This window comes from Sphingomonas telluris (assembly GCF_022568775.1).
GTDB lineage: Bacteria > Pseudomonadota > Alphaproteobacteria > Sphingomonadales > Sphingomonadaceae > Sphingomicrobium > Sphingomicrobium telluris.
On record NZ_JAKZHW010000001.1, the window covers coordinates 1,729,397 to 1,745,190 of the forward strand.

Below are 15,794 nucleotides of genomic sequence, written 5' to 3' on the forward strand. Positions count from 1 at the left end.
TCACAGAACGCGGGCGAGAAGCTCCGCGATCTTGATGCAGCCCGCTTCATCCTCCGCGGTGAAGCGGGCTTTTTCCGGACTGTCGAGGTCGAGCACCGCGAGCAGCTTGCCGTCACGGACGATCGGAACGACCAGCTCGCTCGCCGACGCGGCGTCACAGGCAATGTGGCCGGGAAATGCGTGGACGTCTTCGACGCGTTGGACCTGCAAAGTCTCGGCAGCTGCGCCGCAGACGCCCTGCCCGAAGGGGATGCGGATGCACGCGGGACGGCCCTGGAACGGGCCGAGAACCAACTCGCCACCCACGTTGCGATAGAAACCGGCCCAATTCAGGTCCGGCAGCGTCTCCCAGATCACGGCCGCGACGTTCGCCATGTTCGCAATCGCATCCGGCTCTCCCGCCGTCAGGCCTTCGACCGCGCTTTGCAGGTCGCGGTAGAGCGTCGCCTTGTCGGCGGCGGCGATCTTGAAGTCGTACATCAGTCGAACTGTACCTTTCCGCGCGCCTGTTTCACCGCGCTGCGCTGCTTCTTCTTGTCGACGCGCTGAGCCTTCGCGGCCCGGCTTGGCCGCGTCGGCTTGCGCTTGGCTTGGACGATATGGGCAGCGGCGATCATTTCTGCCAGCCGCCGCCGCGCGTCCTGTCGGTTCGCTTCCTGCGTTCGGAAGCGTCGAGCGGTGATGAGCAACTCGCCCGCGCCGGTCACGCGGCTGCCCGCGATCTGCTTCAACCGCTCATAGGCGTGCGGATGCAGACCGAGCCGGAACAAGTCGACGCGAAGCTGCACCGCTGTCGCAACCTTGTTGACGTTCTGCCCGCCGGGTCCGGTGGCAGCGAGGAACGCTTCGCTGAGCGCCTCCTCCGGGATGACGACGTCCTCAGGCTTCATCGCGCCATTCCCCGAAATGCTCCGGCAGCGGCGCGGTCACATCGATCGTCGCTTTCTTGTCGCGAGGCACGACGAGCCGCGACGCGTGAAGCAGCATCGGACCCCCCGGCACTCCGTACACGCGGTCGCCCACGATGCCGCGGCCGAACGCCTCGCGGGCGTGCACGCGGAGCTGATGCGTCCGCCCCGTTAGCGGCTTGAACTCCACAAGCGTCTTGCCATCGCGGATTTCGACGCGCCGCCAATGCGTGATCGCGGAGTCGCCCTTCGCATCAACGACCATCCGCCATCCCGCTTTCTCGCTCGATCGCTTTGCCAGCGCCAAGTCGATGACGCCTTCCTCGTCGGCGATCTCGCCGTCGATGACCGCCAGGTAATATTTGTCGACCCTCCGCTGCTCGAACGCCTGTTGCAGCGATGATCGCGCCTTCGGACTACGCGCGAGAAGCAGGCAGCCCGAGGTGTCCTGGTCCAAGCGGTGCATGGGGACGGGCGGCCGCTGGAAGCCAAGCTTCAATTCATCCAGTCTGGACACGATGCTGTCGCCCCCTCGGCGCGGCGTATCGACCGGCAAGCCGTTAGGCTTGTCGATGACGATCGCTTCGGCATCTACGAAGAGGATCCGCTGGTCGAGCATGTCCGGCGTTCTAGCGGTCTGTGACTCTTCCGCAACGATTCCGCCGGATTCCAGCGCGTTACACATTATTAACCTTTTCCCTTCAGACATCGAATGGTTAATGACCGCTTCAAGGCCGTTAAGAGGGCGTAACGCTCTCGGTCGAAACGGGGGGAAATTCTAATGCGCGTACTGCTGATCGAGGACGAGCCGACCACCGCAAAGAGCATCGAGCTGATGCTCGGTACGGAAGGCTTCAACGTCTATACGACGGATCTGGGCGAAGAGGGCCTCGATCTCGCAAAGCTCTATGATTACGACATAATCCTTCTCGACCTGAACCTTCCGGACATGCACGGCTACGACGTGCTCAAGAAGGTCCGCACGGCCAAGGTCTCGACCCCGGTCCTGATCCTGTCCGGCATCGGAGAGATGGACAGCAAGGTCCGCGCTCTCGGCTTCGGCGCCGACGATTATGTTACCAAGCCATTCCACCGCGACGAGCTGGTCGCCCGCATTCATGCGATCGTGCGCCGCTCGAAGGGTCATTCGCAATCGGTCATCCGCACCGGCAAGCTCGCCGTGAACCTCGACGCCAAGACGGTCGAGGTCGACGGCGCCCGCGTGCACCTGACCGGTAAGGAATATGCGATGCTGGAGCTGCTTTCGCTCCGCAAGGGCACGACGCTGACGAAGGAGATGTTCCTCAATCATCTCTACGGCGGCATGGACGAGCCCGAACTGAAGATCATCGACGTGTTCATCTGCAAGCTGCGCAAGAAGCTTTCGTTGGCTTGCGGCGGCGCGAACTACATCGAGACCGTGTGGGGCCGCGGCTACGTGTTGCGCGATCCCGACGAAATTTCGGAGGATGAGCCCGCTGCGGCGGTAGCGTAACGAATTCCACGGAGGGTGGATGAAGAGGCGGGGCGCTGAACAAGCGCTCCGCCTTTTTCATTTTGTCCGACGCGATCGTGATCGAGCCCGTCGTTTCAATCCGCCACCTACGTACAATAACCTATGTGACTCCAGGATTTCCCACCCTATCGAGTTCGCTTCGTTCGAAGCTGGACAAGGTTTGGGGGGTCGCAGCATGAGGTTCTATCGCGCCTTTGCGGCCCTGCCGCTGTTGGCCGCCTTGCCATCACCGGGGAATGCCCAGGTCGCCCAGACGAGCGCCGAGACGGTGTCGGAAGTTGCTGCGGCCGATCCGCCGTCCGCGCCGGCAACCACGACCACCGAAGCGACTGACGCATCGAAGGAGTGGGAGTTTTCCACGGTCACCTATCTCTGGGCCGCCAGCGTCCATGGAGACAGCGACATCTCGCCCCTTCCGACCGCTGACGTCGATCTGAAGTTCAGCAAGGTCCTCAAGAACCTGAAGTTCGCCTTCATGGGCGCGGCAGAGGCTCGGCACGATCGGCTCATCTTCCTCGGCGACCTAATGTGGACCCATTTGGGTGCCAGCGACGGAGTGGGCGTCCGCGACCCCGATTTCCTGAAGGCCAAGCTGGACCTGAAGACGTTGGCCGTGACGGGCCTCGCTGGTTACCGCGTTGCCAACGAGGGTCCGGTGGTCGTCGACCTTTTCGCGGGCGGCCGGGTCAACAATAGCACGACCGAATTGAAGCTCACCGGTCCCAATCGAGAGGCACGTGCGAAAGTGTCGGAGACGTGGGTCGACCCCGTCGTTGCCACGCGTCTCTTTTTCCCGGCCGGCGGCAAATTCGGCGTGACGCTCTACGGCGACATCGGCGGCGTCTTGTGGGGTTCAGACTTCAGCTGGCAGGGTGTCGCGACCGTCGACTACCGGCTGAGCCACAAAATGATGCTGGCCGCGGGTTGGCGCTACTTCAAGGTCAACTACGACACCCACGATTTCCGGTACAATATCGCCCAGAGCGGCCCCATCCTGGGACTGCGGTACACGTTCTGACGAAGCGCCTGATCAGGCGTCGATTAGGATCCGATTGCGCGCCGGACGTCCCGGCAGCACGATCTCGTCGACCGCGCCCGCAGCATCGCACTCCGCGTCGTCCATCCGCCTCCAGCCATCGCGGCCGAGGCGCTCGAGCGGGCGGAACCGGGTCTTGTAAGCCATGCGCGGCGAGCCCTCGACCCAATAGCCGAGGTAGACGTAGGGCAGCCCTGCCCGCGCCGCGCGAACGATGTGATCGAGGATGATGAAGGTGCCAAGGCCCTTGCGCGACTTCGGGCCGGTGTCGAAAAAGCTGTAGATCATCGACAGGCCGTCGCCCTGCTGATCCGACAGGCAGGCGCCGACCAGCTTGCCGGGCTTCCCGTCCTTCGACTTCTCGCGATATTCGACGACATAGGTGCGGACCGGCGTCTGCTCGACCATGTCGGCAAAGTCGCTCTCGTCCATTTCCGCCATGCCGCCGCCGGGGTGCCGCACGGCCAGGTAGCGCTGAAGTAGCTCATACTGCTCCTGCGTGGTCCATGGCTTGCAGGCCGTGACCTCGAGGTCCGCGTGCTTCCTCAGCAGCTTGCGCTGAGTCGCGCTCGGCGTGAACTCGGCGGCGAGGACGCGGACCGACACGCAGGCGGAGCAATCGATGCAGCTTGGACGGTAGGCGACGGACTGGCTGCGGCGGAATCCGATGCGGCCAAGCGCTTCGTTGAGCTCACCGGCATGACGGCCCGACAGCTCCGTGAAAACCTTCCGCTCGACCTTGCCGGGCAAGTACGGGCACGGCGACGGATTGGTCACGAAGAATTTCGGAAACCGAAACGGTGCGCTCAAGCGGACTCGCCTCCCAGTTCGTTACGGACTCATTTATGCGACTGGTAAACGCCGAAGAAAAGAGTTCGCCGCGCGAAAAGAGGGTTAACGCGAACTGCTGTTCCGAACTGGGATGGATGTTGCTTACACAGGTTAGTCGAGTGACGCGCGCTCGACGCGGAATTTCGCCTTCTCGAGCCGGTCGATCACGTCGTCGATAGCTTCCGCGTCGCGGGCCTCGCACTCGACCTCAATGATCGTGTCCTTCGCCGGCAGGCGGTTGAAGATCCGGCTGTGGTAGATTTCGATGATGTTGACGCCCGCTTCCTGGCAGCAGGTGGCAATCGAGGCCAGCGCGCCGGGGCGGTCTTGCGCTGCGATGCGAAGCCGCGCCATGCGGCCCTGCCGGGCGAGGTCGCGAACGAGCACGGTTGCCAGAAGGTGGGTGTCGATGTTTCCGCCGCAGAGGATCGTCCCGACCTTCTTGCCGCGATAGCGTTCAGGATCCGCCAGTAGCGCCGCCAATCCCGCCGCGCCCGCGCCTTCGACGACCGTCTTCTCGATCCCGACAAGCATTGCGACGGCGCGTTCGATCTCGCGCTCGGGCACAAGGACGATGTCGTCCGCCAATTCCTTGAGGATGCGCGAAGTGAGCTGGCCCGGCTCCTTGACCGCAATGCCCTCCGCCAGCGTGTCGCCCCCAACGGGGCGCTCGTGCCCGTCGACCGCGCACTTCATGCCTGGATAGAGTTCGGCCTCCACGCCGATCAGCTCGATCTCCGGCTTGAGTGCTCGCGCGGCCGTAGCCACGCCGGACATCAGTCCGCCGCCACCAATCGGGACGACGATCGTGTCGAGTTCGGGCGCATCCTCCAGCATCTCGACGCCGAGCGTGCCAGCGCCCGCGATGATGGCGGGATCGTCGAACGGATGGACGAACACGTAACCTTCCTCGCGCTCCAACTCGCGCGCCTTCGCGTCGGCGTCGTCGAACATGGCGCCGTAAAGGACGACCTTTGCGCCGTGGCCTTCGGTCTGCGTCACCTTGATGGTCGGCGTTGCCGTCGGCATCACGATGATGACGGGAATGCCCAGCCGCTTCCCGTGAAATGCAACGGCCTGCGCATGGTTTCCGGCGGACGCCGCGATCACGCCGCGAGCGCGCTCTTCCGGTGTCAGCTGCAGCAATTTGTTGAGGGCGCCGCGCTCCTTGTACGCCGCGGTGAACTGCAGGTTCTCGAACTTCAGCCAGACTTCCGCCCCGATAATCTCTGACAGCGTCCTGCTCTGGAGCATGGGCGTTCGGTTCACGGAGCCGCGAATGCGCTCGGCGGCGGCGCGGATGTCATCGATCGTGGGAGGTTGCACGCTGGACGGCTGAAGCATGGCCATCCGCTAGACCTTCCGCAGTCATTCAACAATGCTATGCCGCGCCGATGAAGAGACGCCTGTTCGCAGCCGCTATCGCCATGCTGCTTTCCTCTCCCGCCCTCGCCAATACTTTGATCGACAATGCCAACGGCATTCAGGTCGGGCCGGACGGGAAGTTGCAGCGCTTCGCTGGGCTGCTGGTCGGAAATGACGGGAAGGTCGTTCGGGTCCTGCACGCTGGCGAAAGCGCGCAGGCCGACACGCGTGTCGACGCGCAGGGGCGCACGCTTTTGCCCGGCCTGATCGACGCGCACGGTCACGTGATGGGACTGGGCATGGCCGCCCTTCAGCTCGACCTCGTTGGCACGACGTCAGTTGGCGACGTGCAGCAGCGGCTCAAGGTTTATGCGGCAGCTCGGACGAGCGATTCATGGCTGATCGGGCGCGGGTGGAACCAGGAGCTTTGGAAGGAATCGCGCTTTCCAACGGCAGCGGATCTGGATGTAGCCGTTTCAGACCGCCCGGTGGTCTTGGAACGGGTCGACGGTCACGCCGTCGTCGCAAACAGCGCCGCGCTGAAAGCCGCAGGGATCACGGGAGCAACCAAGGACCCGGTCGGCGGAAAGGTCGAGCGCGACGCCAACGGGAGTCCGACGGGACTGCTGGTCGACGCGGCGATGGACCTGGTGAACTCGAAGGTCCCGCCTCCGTCGCCGGCGCAGCTCGCACAGGCGCTGGATAAGGCACAGGAGCAGCTGCTGGCGGTCGGCATTACGGCGACCGGCGACATGGGAACGTCCGCTTCGCATTGGGCCGCGATGCAGGCCGCCGGCCAAGGTGGCAAGCTGAACGTCCGCATCATCAGCTATGCGTTCGACGTGCAGAACATGCGGGCCGTGGTCCCGAACGGACCGACGCCCTGGCTGTTCGCTGACCGGCTTCGGATGGGCGGCATCAAGCTGTACGCGGACGGCGCGCTCGGATCGCGCGGCGCCTGGCTGAAGCGGCCGTACGCGGACAAGCCCGACACGCGCGGCCTCCAGTTCCTCAAGGACTCCGAACTGCTTGCAAAGGCGGACGAAGCGGCGAGCCACGGACTGCAGGTAGCCGTCCACGCCATCGGAGACGCGGCCAACGCGCAGGTCATCTCAACCTACGAACAACTATCAAAGAAGTACGGCAAGGACCGTCGCTGGCGCATCGAGCATTTCCAGATCGTCGATCCCGCCGACATTCCGCGCCTTTCGCCTGCAGGCATCATCGCCTCGATGCAGCCGACCCATCAGACCAGCGACCGGCTGATGGCGGAAAAGCGTCTCGGCCCGGATCGCCTCAAAGGCGCCTACGCCTGGCAAACGGTCCTAAAGTCGGGAGCGAGGCTCGCGTTTGGGTCCGACTATCCGGTGGAATCGCCGAACCCCTTCCCCGGTCTGTCCGCAGCGATCAGCCGACAGGACGTCGACGGACAACCAGCCGGCGGCTGGATTCCGTCGGAGCGGCTGACGTTCGAGCAAGCGCTCAACGCCTTCACGCGCGACGCGGCCTACGCCGGCTTCTCGGAGGACAAGATCGGCGCTCTCGAACCCGGCAAATGGGCGGACTTCATCCTGGTCGACCGCAACATCGGCAAGGTGGACGCACGGTCGGTCGCGAAGACGCAGGTGCTGCAGACGTGGGTTGCGGGCAAGAAGGTCTGGGAGCGAACGACTACCGCTTCCGCTGAGCCCGCTCGATAAGCATCGCCGGCGTGAGGATTTGCGGCAGCTCCTCCGCCTCCTTGCCGGGTTCGTACCACAGATAGAGCGGCACGCCTGCGCGCCCGCGGCTTTCGAGGAAGCGCGTGATGGCCGGATCGCCGTTGGTCCAGTCACCAACGAAAACCGCGACGTCGGCATCGTCGAATGCCTGCTGCACCTCATTGCGATTGATGCTCGTCGCCTCGTTGGCCTTGCAGGTCAGGCACCAGTCGGCCGTGAAATAGACGAAGGCCGGCTGTCCCCTGCCGAGGCTTTCCCGGACGTCGCGTTCGGTCCATGAAGCGGCATCCTCGACGCTCGGTGCTTTGGCCGCAGGCGGCGGCAACGCCCAGACCACGAGGCCGGCGATCGCGACCGCTCCCAGCGTGGCAATGTAGCCGGTCTGCTTCCCCTTCCGCTGCAGTAGGCCCGCACCAATTAGGTTGAGCGCGACCAGGATGCCCGCGGCAATCGAAAGCTCCAGCGCGGTCGTCCCGCCGAGGCGATAGATCAGCCACAGGCAGCCCATGGCGGTGAGCGCCATCGGGATCGCCAGCAGCCGCTGAAGCGTGACCATCCACGCTCCGGGCTTGGGCAGCCGCGTTCGAATTGCCGGAATGAAGGCTATAGCCACGAACGGAAGACCCAGGCCCAAACCCAGCGCCGCAAACACCGCAACCGAACCGGCAGGCGGGAGGAGCAAGGCGGTCCCGAGAGCGGCACCTAGAAACGGACCAGCACAGGGCGTCGCCACGAAGGCCGCAAGCGCGCCTGTGCCAAAGCTCGTGCTCGGCAGCGCCTCCGTCGCAACGGCGGGCACTTCGAAGACGCGCAGCAGGTTCAGCGTGATCGCAAGGATCAGTAAAAACAGGAGGACGAGAGTGCGAGGGTCCTGAAGCTGGAACGCCCAGCCGGCCGCGCTTCCGCTCGCCCGCAGCGCGAGCAACGCGGCCCCCAACGCTCCCGTGCCCACAATCGCCCCGGCGACGTAGCCAAGCGCGTCGCGCCTCGCCGCCTTCTCCTCGCCCCCACCCCGCGCGAGATGGAGCGCCTTGAGCGCCAGGATCGGAAACACACAGGGCATCAGGTTCAGGAGGATGCCACCCGCGATCGCGCCCAGTACCGCCCAGACGATCGCGTTGGGAGCGACCTCGCCGATCGTTCGACCGCCGTGCGGAACTGTGCCGGGAAGCGCGTGCACTTCCAACCCACGGCCATCCCCATAGGCCAGCACACCTGTGAAATCCTTCGGCTCGCCCGACCGGCGGGGAAGCTCCGCGATCAGCTGGTCGCCGAGGCGGCGGAAATGCTGCTTGCCCGCATAGTCGACCGGCCCGTCGGTCGCCGGAAAGAAATAGGGCTTGTCGACTTCCACCTCGCTCGGAAGCGGTATCGCCACTTCGAGCTTGTCGCCGGCAATCGCGAACCTCGCCTGCGTCGCCAGCGGCCGCGGAAGGGCCTGCCGCCACTGATCGAACTGCGCGCGGTTCTCGGACTCGTCGGTACCGACTGGCAGGTCGAGGGAGAGCTCGCCCTGTTCCGGGACGCAGATCTTGTCGGTGCAGGCGAGCCAGTGGGCCTCGGCGCGGATCGGCACCGTGCCTTTCGCGTCCTTCGGCACCCGCAACCGCACGAGCACGGCATAATCCCGCTCGAACACGTAATTCATGATCCCCGCGACGGTCAGGCGGGTCGGGACCGGATAGCGCAGGGCGCCCCCGGAGAAGCCTGGCGGAAGCTGCCACTTTACGTCCATCGGCAGGCCGGCATCGCCCGGATTGAGCCAGTAGCCGTGCCAGCCAGCCTTGGGGCGCATGCGGATCGCGAGCTCGACCTCGCCGCCCGGTGGCGCCTGCCCTTCGGCGACGAGTTCCGGCTCGACCCCGCGCGCCTGCGCCACAGCCGGCGCTAGGAGCATCGCGATCAGCAGGAGGAGCCGTCCGAGCATTAGTCGGATTCGGTACAGCCGAACATCCAAAGCGCAAGACGTCCCCTCGCAATGGTCATTGTTCTACGCTAGCGAGACACCGGCTTTGTATTCGGAGATTCAGTCGGATGCGCTTCGCACGGGCAATCTGGAAGCTTCTTGTCGGGATCAAGGACGCTCTCGTCCTCATCCTCATGCTGTTTTTCTTCGGCGCTCTCTATGCGGGTCTATCGGCCAAGCCGACGCCGATCGGCGAAGGCGTGCTGACGCTCGACCTCAAAGGCTCCGTCGTCGAGCAGCCTTCGAAGGCGCAATTCTCCGAAGTCGTTTCCGGAGGTAGCGGACCCAAGGAATATCGCCTGCGCGACCTCGTCGCCGTGCTGAACGCAGCGCGCACCGACGATCGCGTGAAGGCGGTCGCGCTGGACCTCGACGGCTTCACGGGCGGCGGCCAGACGGCTCTGTCCGACCTGTCCGACGCGGTTCGCGCGGTTCGCACTTCAGGCAAGCCGGTGCTCGCCTATGCGACCGGGTACACCGACGACAGCTACCAGGTGGCTTCGGCGGCCTCGGAGATCTGGTTGAACCCACTCGGTCTCGTGGCGATTGCCGGCCCGGGCAGCCAGCACCTCTATTACAAGGGCCTGCTCGACAAGCTCGGCGTCAACCCGCACGTCTATCGCGTCGGTACCTACAAGGCTGCCGTCGAGCCCTTCACCCGCAGCGACATGTCGCCCGAAGCGCGCGAAAACGCGCAGGCGCTCGGCAACGCTTTGCTGGAGTCCTGGCGCGAAGGCGTCCTCAAGGCTCGCCCGAAGGCGAAGGTCGACGACTTCCTGCGCAACACGCCCGGCGTCGTCCAGGCTGCGGGCGGCGATATGGCGAAGGCGGCGCAGAATGCCGGCCTCGTTGACAAGATCGCCGACCGTCAGGTGTTCGAACGGCGCCTGGCTGAGCTCGGTGGGGAGGACGACAGCGCACTCGGCGGATACAAGCGCATCAAGCTCGCCGCCTACGGCCGCGAAACACTCGAGCATCAGGGCCGCGGACCGATCGGCGTCATCACGGTCGCGGGCATGATCGTGGACGGCAAGGCCGCCAACGGCACCGCCGGCGGCGAGACCATCGCGCAGCTCATCGAGAAGGGCCTGCAGGACTACGACCTGAAGGCGCTCGTCGTTCGGGTCGACAGCCCCGGCGGCTCGGTCCTCGCGTCCGAACGGATCCGCCAGGCGATCCTCGAAGCGAAGCGGCAGAAGCTTCCCGTCGTCGTGTCGATGGGCAGCGTCGCGGCATCGGGCGGCTATTGGGTCTCCACGCCCGCCGACTTCATCTACGCCGAGCCTTCGACCATCACCGGATCGATCGGCGTGTTCGGAATCTTGCCGAGTTTCGAAGGCACCCTCCAGAAGCTCGGCCTCGGAGCGGACGGCATCAAGACGACCCCGCTTTCGGGTGAGCCGGACGTGCTCAACGGCCCATCGCCGGAAGCCAGCCAGCTGCTGCAGACCGGCGTGGATTCCATCTATAGCCGCTTCCTTGGCATCGTTTCCCAGTCCCGCCACAAGACGCCGCAGCAGATCGACGCAATCGCCCAGGGACGTGTGTGGGACGGCGGAACCGCTCACCAGATCGGCCTCGTCGATGGCTTCGGCGGGATGGAAGATGCCATCCAGAAGGCCGGCGATCTCGCGAAGCTCGCCAAGGACGATCGCGGCGTGACCTATCTGGAGCGACCCACGACCTTCAAGGAACAGCTGCTCGAGATGCTCGCGCAGTCCGAAAAGCAGGACGGCGATACGGGCACGGACAGCTTCGCGTTCGTCGGCAACGGCCAGGTACAGCTTGCGCAGGCGGTCGCCGACATGCGGTCGGTCCTGAGCGGTCCGAGCATCCAGGTCCGCTGCCTCGAGTGCCCCGCCGTCGCACCGGCGCGGGTCGACAAGAAGGACGTCGGCTTCCTGTCCGCTCTAATGAGTTGGCTGTCCTAGCGCCGCGAGCGGAGCTTCTAGCCGGAGTTCCGCTTCCGCTTGAGCGCTTTGGGCAGCAGGATCGCGCCAAGCACGCTCATCGCCAGCGCGGCAATGCCGAGGCCGATGATCAGCGGATTGTGCGTATCCTCGCGCGTCTTCAAATCCATGATGTGGAAGCCCCACATCAGGTCGTAGAAACGCCACCAGCGCGTCCGCGTCGCGATGATCTCGCCCGAGCCCGCATCTACGTAGAAGCGCGTGCCGTCGTTCATCGAGACCCGCCATGTCGAAACCGGACGCCGTAGGTCCAGCGGCGGATCGTCGGCGGCCGTGCGCGCCACCGACCGAACGGTTGAGGCGCCGGTGTAACGAGCCTCCACTTCTCCGCGCGCGTCCGCCGCGGAAATCGGAGGAACCAGCAATCCCGTCAGCGGGTCAGCAAGTCGGGTCATTCCACCCGGCAGCTTGATGACCCATCGCGGCCCGGCCGCCCGCGGCTCAAGAGTGAGCGACTTGAGCGGCACTCCGGCGACGTTCGGCGGGATCGGCGGTCCCGGCAGGCGCACTTCCGGTGAGGGCCGCAGCAGGTCCGATCCACGAACCTCCTCGATCGGCTTCCAAACCATCACGAGGCCGGAGATCACCCACAGCAGAATCGGGATGCCGACAAGCCACCCGGTCCAAATGTGCCATCGGCGGAATTGCGCGCGAGTAACCACGCGCACCGTCTTAGATGTGGATCGGCTTGCCGAGAACCGCCATCGCCGCTTCCTTCAGCGCTTCGCTGTGCGTCGGGTGGGCGTGGCAGGTGTAGGCGATGTCTTCGCTGGTCGCGCCGAACTCCATCGCCTGCGCCGCTTGGGCAACCATCGTTCCGGCGACCGAAGCGATCATCCAGACGCCGAGGACGCGGTCGGTCTTCGCATCGGCGATGACCTTTACGAAGCCGTCGGGCTCGTGGTTGGTCTTGGCGCGGCTGTTCGCGAGCATCGGGAACTTGCCGACCTTCACGTCGCCATGCTCGCGCGCCTGCGCTTCCGTCAGGCCGACGCCGGCGATCTCCGGCATGGTGTAGACGACGCTCGGGATCACATCGTGGTTCACGATGCCGGTGAGGCCCGCGATATTCTCGGCGACCGCGATGCCTTCGTCCTCGGCCTTGTGCGCGAGCATCGGGCCGGGGATCACGTCACCGATCGCCCAGACGCCCGGGACGGAAGTGCGGAAGTCGTGGTCGGTCTCGATCTGGCCGCGCTGGTTGATCTGAAGGCCTGCCTTGTCGAGCGCGAGACCTTCGGTGTTCGGCCGTCGCCCGATCGACACCAGCACCGCGTCCGCCTCGATCGTCTCGGCAGCTCCGCCCTTCGCGGGCTCGACGGTCAGCGTCGCCTTGCCGCCGTCGACCTGCACGCCGGTAACCTTGGTGCCGAGACGGAACTCGATGCCCTGCTTCTTGAATATCTTGTTCGCTTCCTTGCGGACGTCGTCGTCGAAGCCCGGCAGGATCTGGTCGAGGAACTCGACGCAGGTGACCTTGGCGCCGACACGCCGCCACACGCTGCCGAGCTCCAGCCCGATGACGCCGCCGCCGATCACGACGAGGTGACCCGGGACCTTCTCCAGCTCCAGCGCGCCGGTCGAGGACACGACGATCTTCTCGTCGATCTCCACGCCCGGAAGCGGCGTCACCGACGAACCCGTAGCGATGACAATATTCTTGGCCCGTACGGTGCGGTCGCCGACCTTGACCGTGTCGGCGCTCTCGAAGCTGGCGCGGCCCTTCAGCCATTCGATCTTGTTCTTCTTGAACAGGAACTCGATGCCGCCGGTCAGGCCCTTCACAGCGTCGATGCGCTGGGCGTGCATCGCCGGAAGGTCGAGCTCCGGTGTCACCTTGATGCCCATCTTTGCCATCGCGCCGCCCGCGGCCGCTTCATAATATTCCGACGCGTGGAGGAGCGCCTTGGACGGGATGCAGCCCACGTTGAGGCAGGTCCCGCCGAGCGTCTCGCGGCTCTCGGCGCAAGCGGTCTTGAGGCCAAGCTGCGCGGCGCGGATGGCTGCGACGTAGCCGCCCGGGCCCGCGCCGATCACGAGAACATCAAAGTCGTAGGCCTCGGCCATCAATCGCTCCGCTTTTGGGGTTTGCGCGCGACTTAGGGGCGCGGCGGGGTGCTCGCAAGCCGCGCCGGCGCCGGTAACGCGGATTTAACGCTCATATGTTAGCGCTATCAGCACGGGGGAGAGCCGTAGTACATGATGAACCTTGGCGTGCAGGGCGCGAGCCCTTGGCTGTTGATTGAAGCTTCGCGTGAGGGAGTGCTGCGCTTCGCGACGGCGATGCCGTCCGCGCGGCCGCGAATCGCCGACCTTTACGAGATCAATGTCGAAGGCGTCCCGACGTTTACCGACACGCTGCAGCAGTACCAGCGCGAGAAGGGCCTGCACCTGCGAGGCATGCAATGCGCGATGGCCATCGCCGGTGCCGCGAGCGGGGAAACGATCTCGCTGGTGCGCTCCCGCTGGACCATCAGCAGGGCCGGCCTCGCGGCCTATTTCGGGACCGAGCCGGTCATCCTTAACGACGTCGCGGCGCGCGCTTGGGCAGCGCGATCCGGCACCGGCATCATCGAGCCGCTGCGCGGCGCCGGCATGCCGACCTTCGACAAACCTGGGCGCTACGGCATGATCATGGTTGAGGAAGGCGTTGGCGCCGCGATCATGGACATTGCCCGCGACGGTTCGGTCTCCGTGCTGGAGACGGAGGCGGGCCACATGGACTTCTCTCCCGCCAATGATCGCGAGGAGCGCCTCGCCAAGGCCGCGCGCGGAACATATGCGGTCGCCAGCTGGGAGATGCTGCTGATGCTCGACCGGCTCGACCCCGTTTGGACGACGGCTTGTCCCGAGATGCTCGATACGGAACGTCCACGCATGCTAGCGAACATGCTGGGCCGTTTCGCAGTCAACCTGATGCACAGCTTCGGCGCGTGGCAGGGCATGCTGATCACCGGCTCTCGCGCGGCCCGAATGCTGCAGGCCGATAGCCGGACACATTTCGGAGCGGCTTTCTCGACGCGTCGCAACTTCGGCCGGCTCGTAGTTGGCAGCGCCGCGTGGCGCGTCGACCAGCACGAAGCGGTGCTGACCGGGGCCGCCGAGCGGCTCGCACAAAGCATGGATCGCAGGCTGAACGCCGCCGCCTGATAGGCGGCCGGCGTGGAGACTACAGGTCGATCAGGAGACGCGTCGGGTCTTCGATCGCTTCCTTGATGCGGACGAGGAAGGTCACCGCCTCGCGGCCGTCGATCAGGCGGTGATCGTAGCTGAGCGCCAGGTACATCATCGGCTTGGCGACGATCTGGCCGTTCTTGACTACGGGGCGCTCCTCGATGCGGTGCATGCCGAGCACCGCAGACTGCGGCGGGTTGATGATCGGCGTCGACAGAAGCGAACCGAACACGCCGCCGTTGGATATGGTGAAGGTGCCGCCGGTCATGTCCTCGACCGTCAGCGAACCTTCCTTGGCGCGCTTGCCGAAGTCGGCGATCGTCTTCTCGATCTCGGCGAAGCTCATGCGGTCGGCGTTGCGGATGACCGGGACGACGAGGCCCTTCGGGGCGGAGACGGCGACCGAAACGTCGAGATAGTCGTGGTAGACGATCTCGTCGCCTTCGATGCTGCCGTTCACGGCGGGAACATCCTTCGCCGCGAGCGCGACGGCCTTCACGAAGAAGCCCATGAAGCCGAGGCGGATGCCGTGCTTCTTCTCGAACAGATCCTTGTACTTGGCGCGCGCCTCGATGACCGCCGACATGTCCACGTCGTTAAACGTGGTCAGCATGGCGGCGGTGTTTTGCGCCTCCTTCAGACGCTTGGCGACCGTCTGGCGCAGGCGCGTCATCTTCACGCGCTCTTCGCGGCGTTCGCCGGTCTGAACCTTTGCCGCGGGCTGCGGGGCAGATTGCGGTGGGGGTGCGGTCGGCGCGGGAGCGCGGGCTTCCGGCTCATGCACTGGGCCACCAGCCTTCGCTGCTTCTGCGGCGGCCAGCACGTCGTCCTTGGTCAGGCGGCCGTCCTTGCCGGTGCCGCGGATCTTGCTCGGGTCGACATGATGCTCGAGCACGGCGCGTCGCACTGCGGGCGACAGCGTGGTGATCGCATCCTCGTCACCGTTGGCGGTCGGCTCCGGCGCATGCTCGCTTCCGCGAAGCTGCGGGTTCTCACCAGCTCCGGCCGGATTCGTCGTGGCGGCCGCTGCCGCTTGCGCCGGCGTGGCACCGGCGGTCGCCTTCTCGTCGATCCGCGCAATGAGAGCGCCGACGGCAACCGTGTCGCCCTCGTTCGCCAGCGTCTCGCTGAGCACGCCGGCGACGGGCGACGGCACGTCGACGCTGACCTTGTCGGTCTCAAGCGTCGCGATAGGCTCGTCGGCAGCAACGGCTTCGCCTGGCTTCTTCAGCCACTGGGCAAGAGTCCCTTCGGTGATCGATTCACCAAGAGCGGGAACTGCAACGTCGGTGGCCATAATGGTCCTT

Annotated in this window: 14 protein-coding genes; 5 read left to right on the top strand and 9 right to left on the bottom strand. The window is 65.3% G+C overall.

Annotated elements, in window-relative coordinates:
• Genes LZ016_RS08775 through LZ016_RS08785 form a run of 3 tightly spaced genes read right to left on the bottom strand, consistent with a single transcriptional unit; the run spans position 1 to position 1,593 of the window.
• Positions 1-480, bottom strand: coding sequence for a GAF domain-containing protein (locus LZ016_RS08775; RefSeq protein ID WP_241447000.1), 480 nt, complete (start codon positions 478-480; stop codon positions 1-3).
• Positions 480-890: an alternative ribosome rescue aminoacyl-tRNA hydrolase ArfB gene (gene arfB, locus LZ016_RS08780; RefSeq protein WP_241447001.1), complete on the bottom strand. Its 411-nt coding sequence runs from the start codon at positions 888-890 to the stop codon at positions 480-482. The genes LZ016_RS08775 and arfB overlap by 1 nt, the downstream gene beginning before the upstream one ends.
• On the bottom strand, positions 880-1,593 hold the full coding sequence (locus tag LZ016_RS08785) for an RluA family pseudouridine synthase (RefSeq protein ID WP_241447002.1): 714 nt from the start codon (positions 1,591-1,593) through the stop codon (positions 880-882). The genes arfB and LZ016_RS08785 overlap by 11 nt, the downstream gene beginning before the upstream one ends.
• Positions 1,594-1,689: 96 nt before the next feature.
• Between LZ016_RS08785 and ctrA the strand changes: the two genes are divergently transcribed.
• On the top strand, positions 1,690-2,403 hold the full coding sequence (gene ctrA, locus LZ016_RS08790; protein WP_241447003.1) for a response regulator transcription factor CtrA: 714 nt from the start codon (positions 1,690-1,692) through the stop codon (positions 2,401-2,403).
• Between the two features lie 196 nt (positions 2,404-2,599).
• Positions 2,600-3,442 (top strand): porin family protein, encoded by an 843-nt coding sequence (locus tag LZ016_RS08795; RefSeq protein WP_241447004.1) that lies wholly within the window; start codon positions 2,600-2,602, stop codon positions 3,440-3,442.
• A 12-nt stretch (positions 3,443-3,454) separates the two neighbouring features.
• Here the strand turns inward: LZ016_RS08795 and LZ016_RS08800 are convergent, their stop codons facing one another.
• Complete coding sequence (locus LZ016_RS08800) at positions 3,455-4,270, bottom strand: arginyltransferase (RefSeq protein WP_241447005.1); 816 nt, start codon at positions 4,268-4,270, stop codon at positions 3,455-3,457.
• Between the two features lie 132 nt (positions 4,271-4,402).
• Positions 4,403-5,635: a threonine ammonia-lyase gene (locus LZ016_RS08805; protein ID WP_241447006.1), complete on the bottom strand. Its 1,233-nt coding sequence runs from the start codon at positions 5,633-5,635 to the stop codon at positions 4,403-4,405.
• A 50-nt stretch (positions 5,636-5,685) separates the two neighbouring features.
• Between LZ016_RS08805 and LZ016_RS08810 the strand changes: the two genes are divergently transcribed.
• A complete protein-coding gene (locus LZ016_RS08810; RefSeq protein WP_241447007.1) occupies positions 5,686-7,356 on the top strand; it encodes an amidohydrolase in 1,671 nt (556 codons plus the stop codon).
• Here LZ016_RS08810 and LZ016_RS08815 read toward each other — a convergent pair.
• Positions 7,328-9,304 carry a protein-disulfide reductase DsbD family protein gene (locus tag LZ016_RS08815; RefSeq protein WP_241447008.1) on the bottom strand — a complete coding sequence of 659 codons (1,977 nt, stop codon included), beginning with the start codon at positions 9,302-9,304 and terminating at the stop codon, positions 7,328-7,330. The genes LZ016_RS08810 and LZ016_RS08815 overlap by 29 nt on opposite strands.
• Before the next feature lie 107 nt (positions 9,305-9,411).
• Between LZ016_RS08815 and sppA the strand changes: the two genes are divergently transcribed.
• Positions 9,412-11,274: a signal peptide peptidase SppA gene (gene sppA / locus LZ016_RS08820; RefSeq protein WP_241447009.1), complete on the top strand. Its 1,863-nt coding sequence runs from the start codon at positions 9,412-9,414 to the stop codon at positions 11,272-11,274.
• A 17-nt stretch (positions 11,275-11,291) separates the two neighbouring features.
• On the opposite strand, the gene LZ016_RS08825 is transcribed toward sppA, so the two are convergent.
• Positions 11,292-11,975 (bottom strand): PepSY domain-containing protein, encoded by a 684-nt coding sequence (locus LZ016_RS08825; protein ID WP_241447010.1) that lies wholly within the window; start codon positions 11,973-11,975, stop codon positions 11,292-11,294.
• A gap of 10 nt (positions 11,976-11,985) precedes the next feature.
• Positions 11,986-13,380, bottom strand: a complete 1,395-nt coding sequence (gene lpdA, locus LZ016_RS08830; RefSeq protein ID WP_241447011.1) for a dihydrolipoyl dehydrogenase — start codon at positions 13,378-13,380, stop codon at positions 11,986-11,988.
• A gap of 132 nt (positions 13,381-13,512) precedes the next feature.
• Here lpdA and LZ016_RS08835 point away from each other — a divergent pair, with 132 nt between their 5' ends.
• Positions 13,513-14,463, top strand: a complete 951-nt coding sequence (locus tag LZ016_RS08835; RefSeq protein WP_241447012.1) for a glucokinase — start codon at positions 13,513-13,515, stop codon at positions 14,461-14,463.
• 19 nt (positions 14,464-14,482) lie between these two features.
• On the opposite strand, the gene odhB is transcribed toward LZ016_RS08835, so the two are convergent.
• A complete protein-coding gene (gene odhB / locus LZ016_RS08840) occupies positions 14,483-15,784 on the bottom strand; it encodes a 2-oxoglutarate dehydrogenase complex dihydrolipoyllysine-residue succinyltransferase (protein WP_241447013.1) in 1,302 nt (433 codons plus the stop codon).
• Between the last annotated feature and the right edge of the window lie 10 nt (positions 15,785-15,794).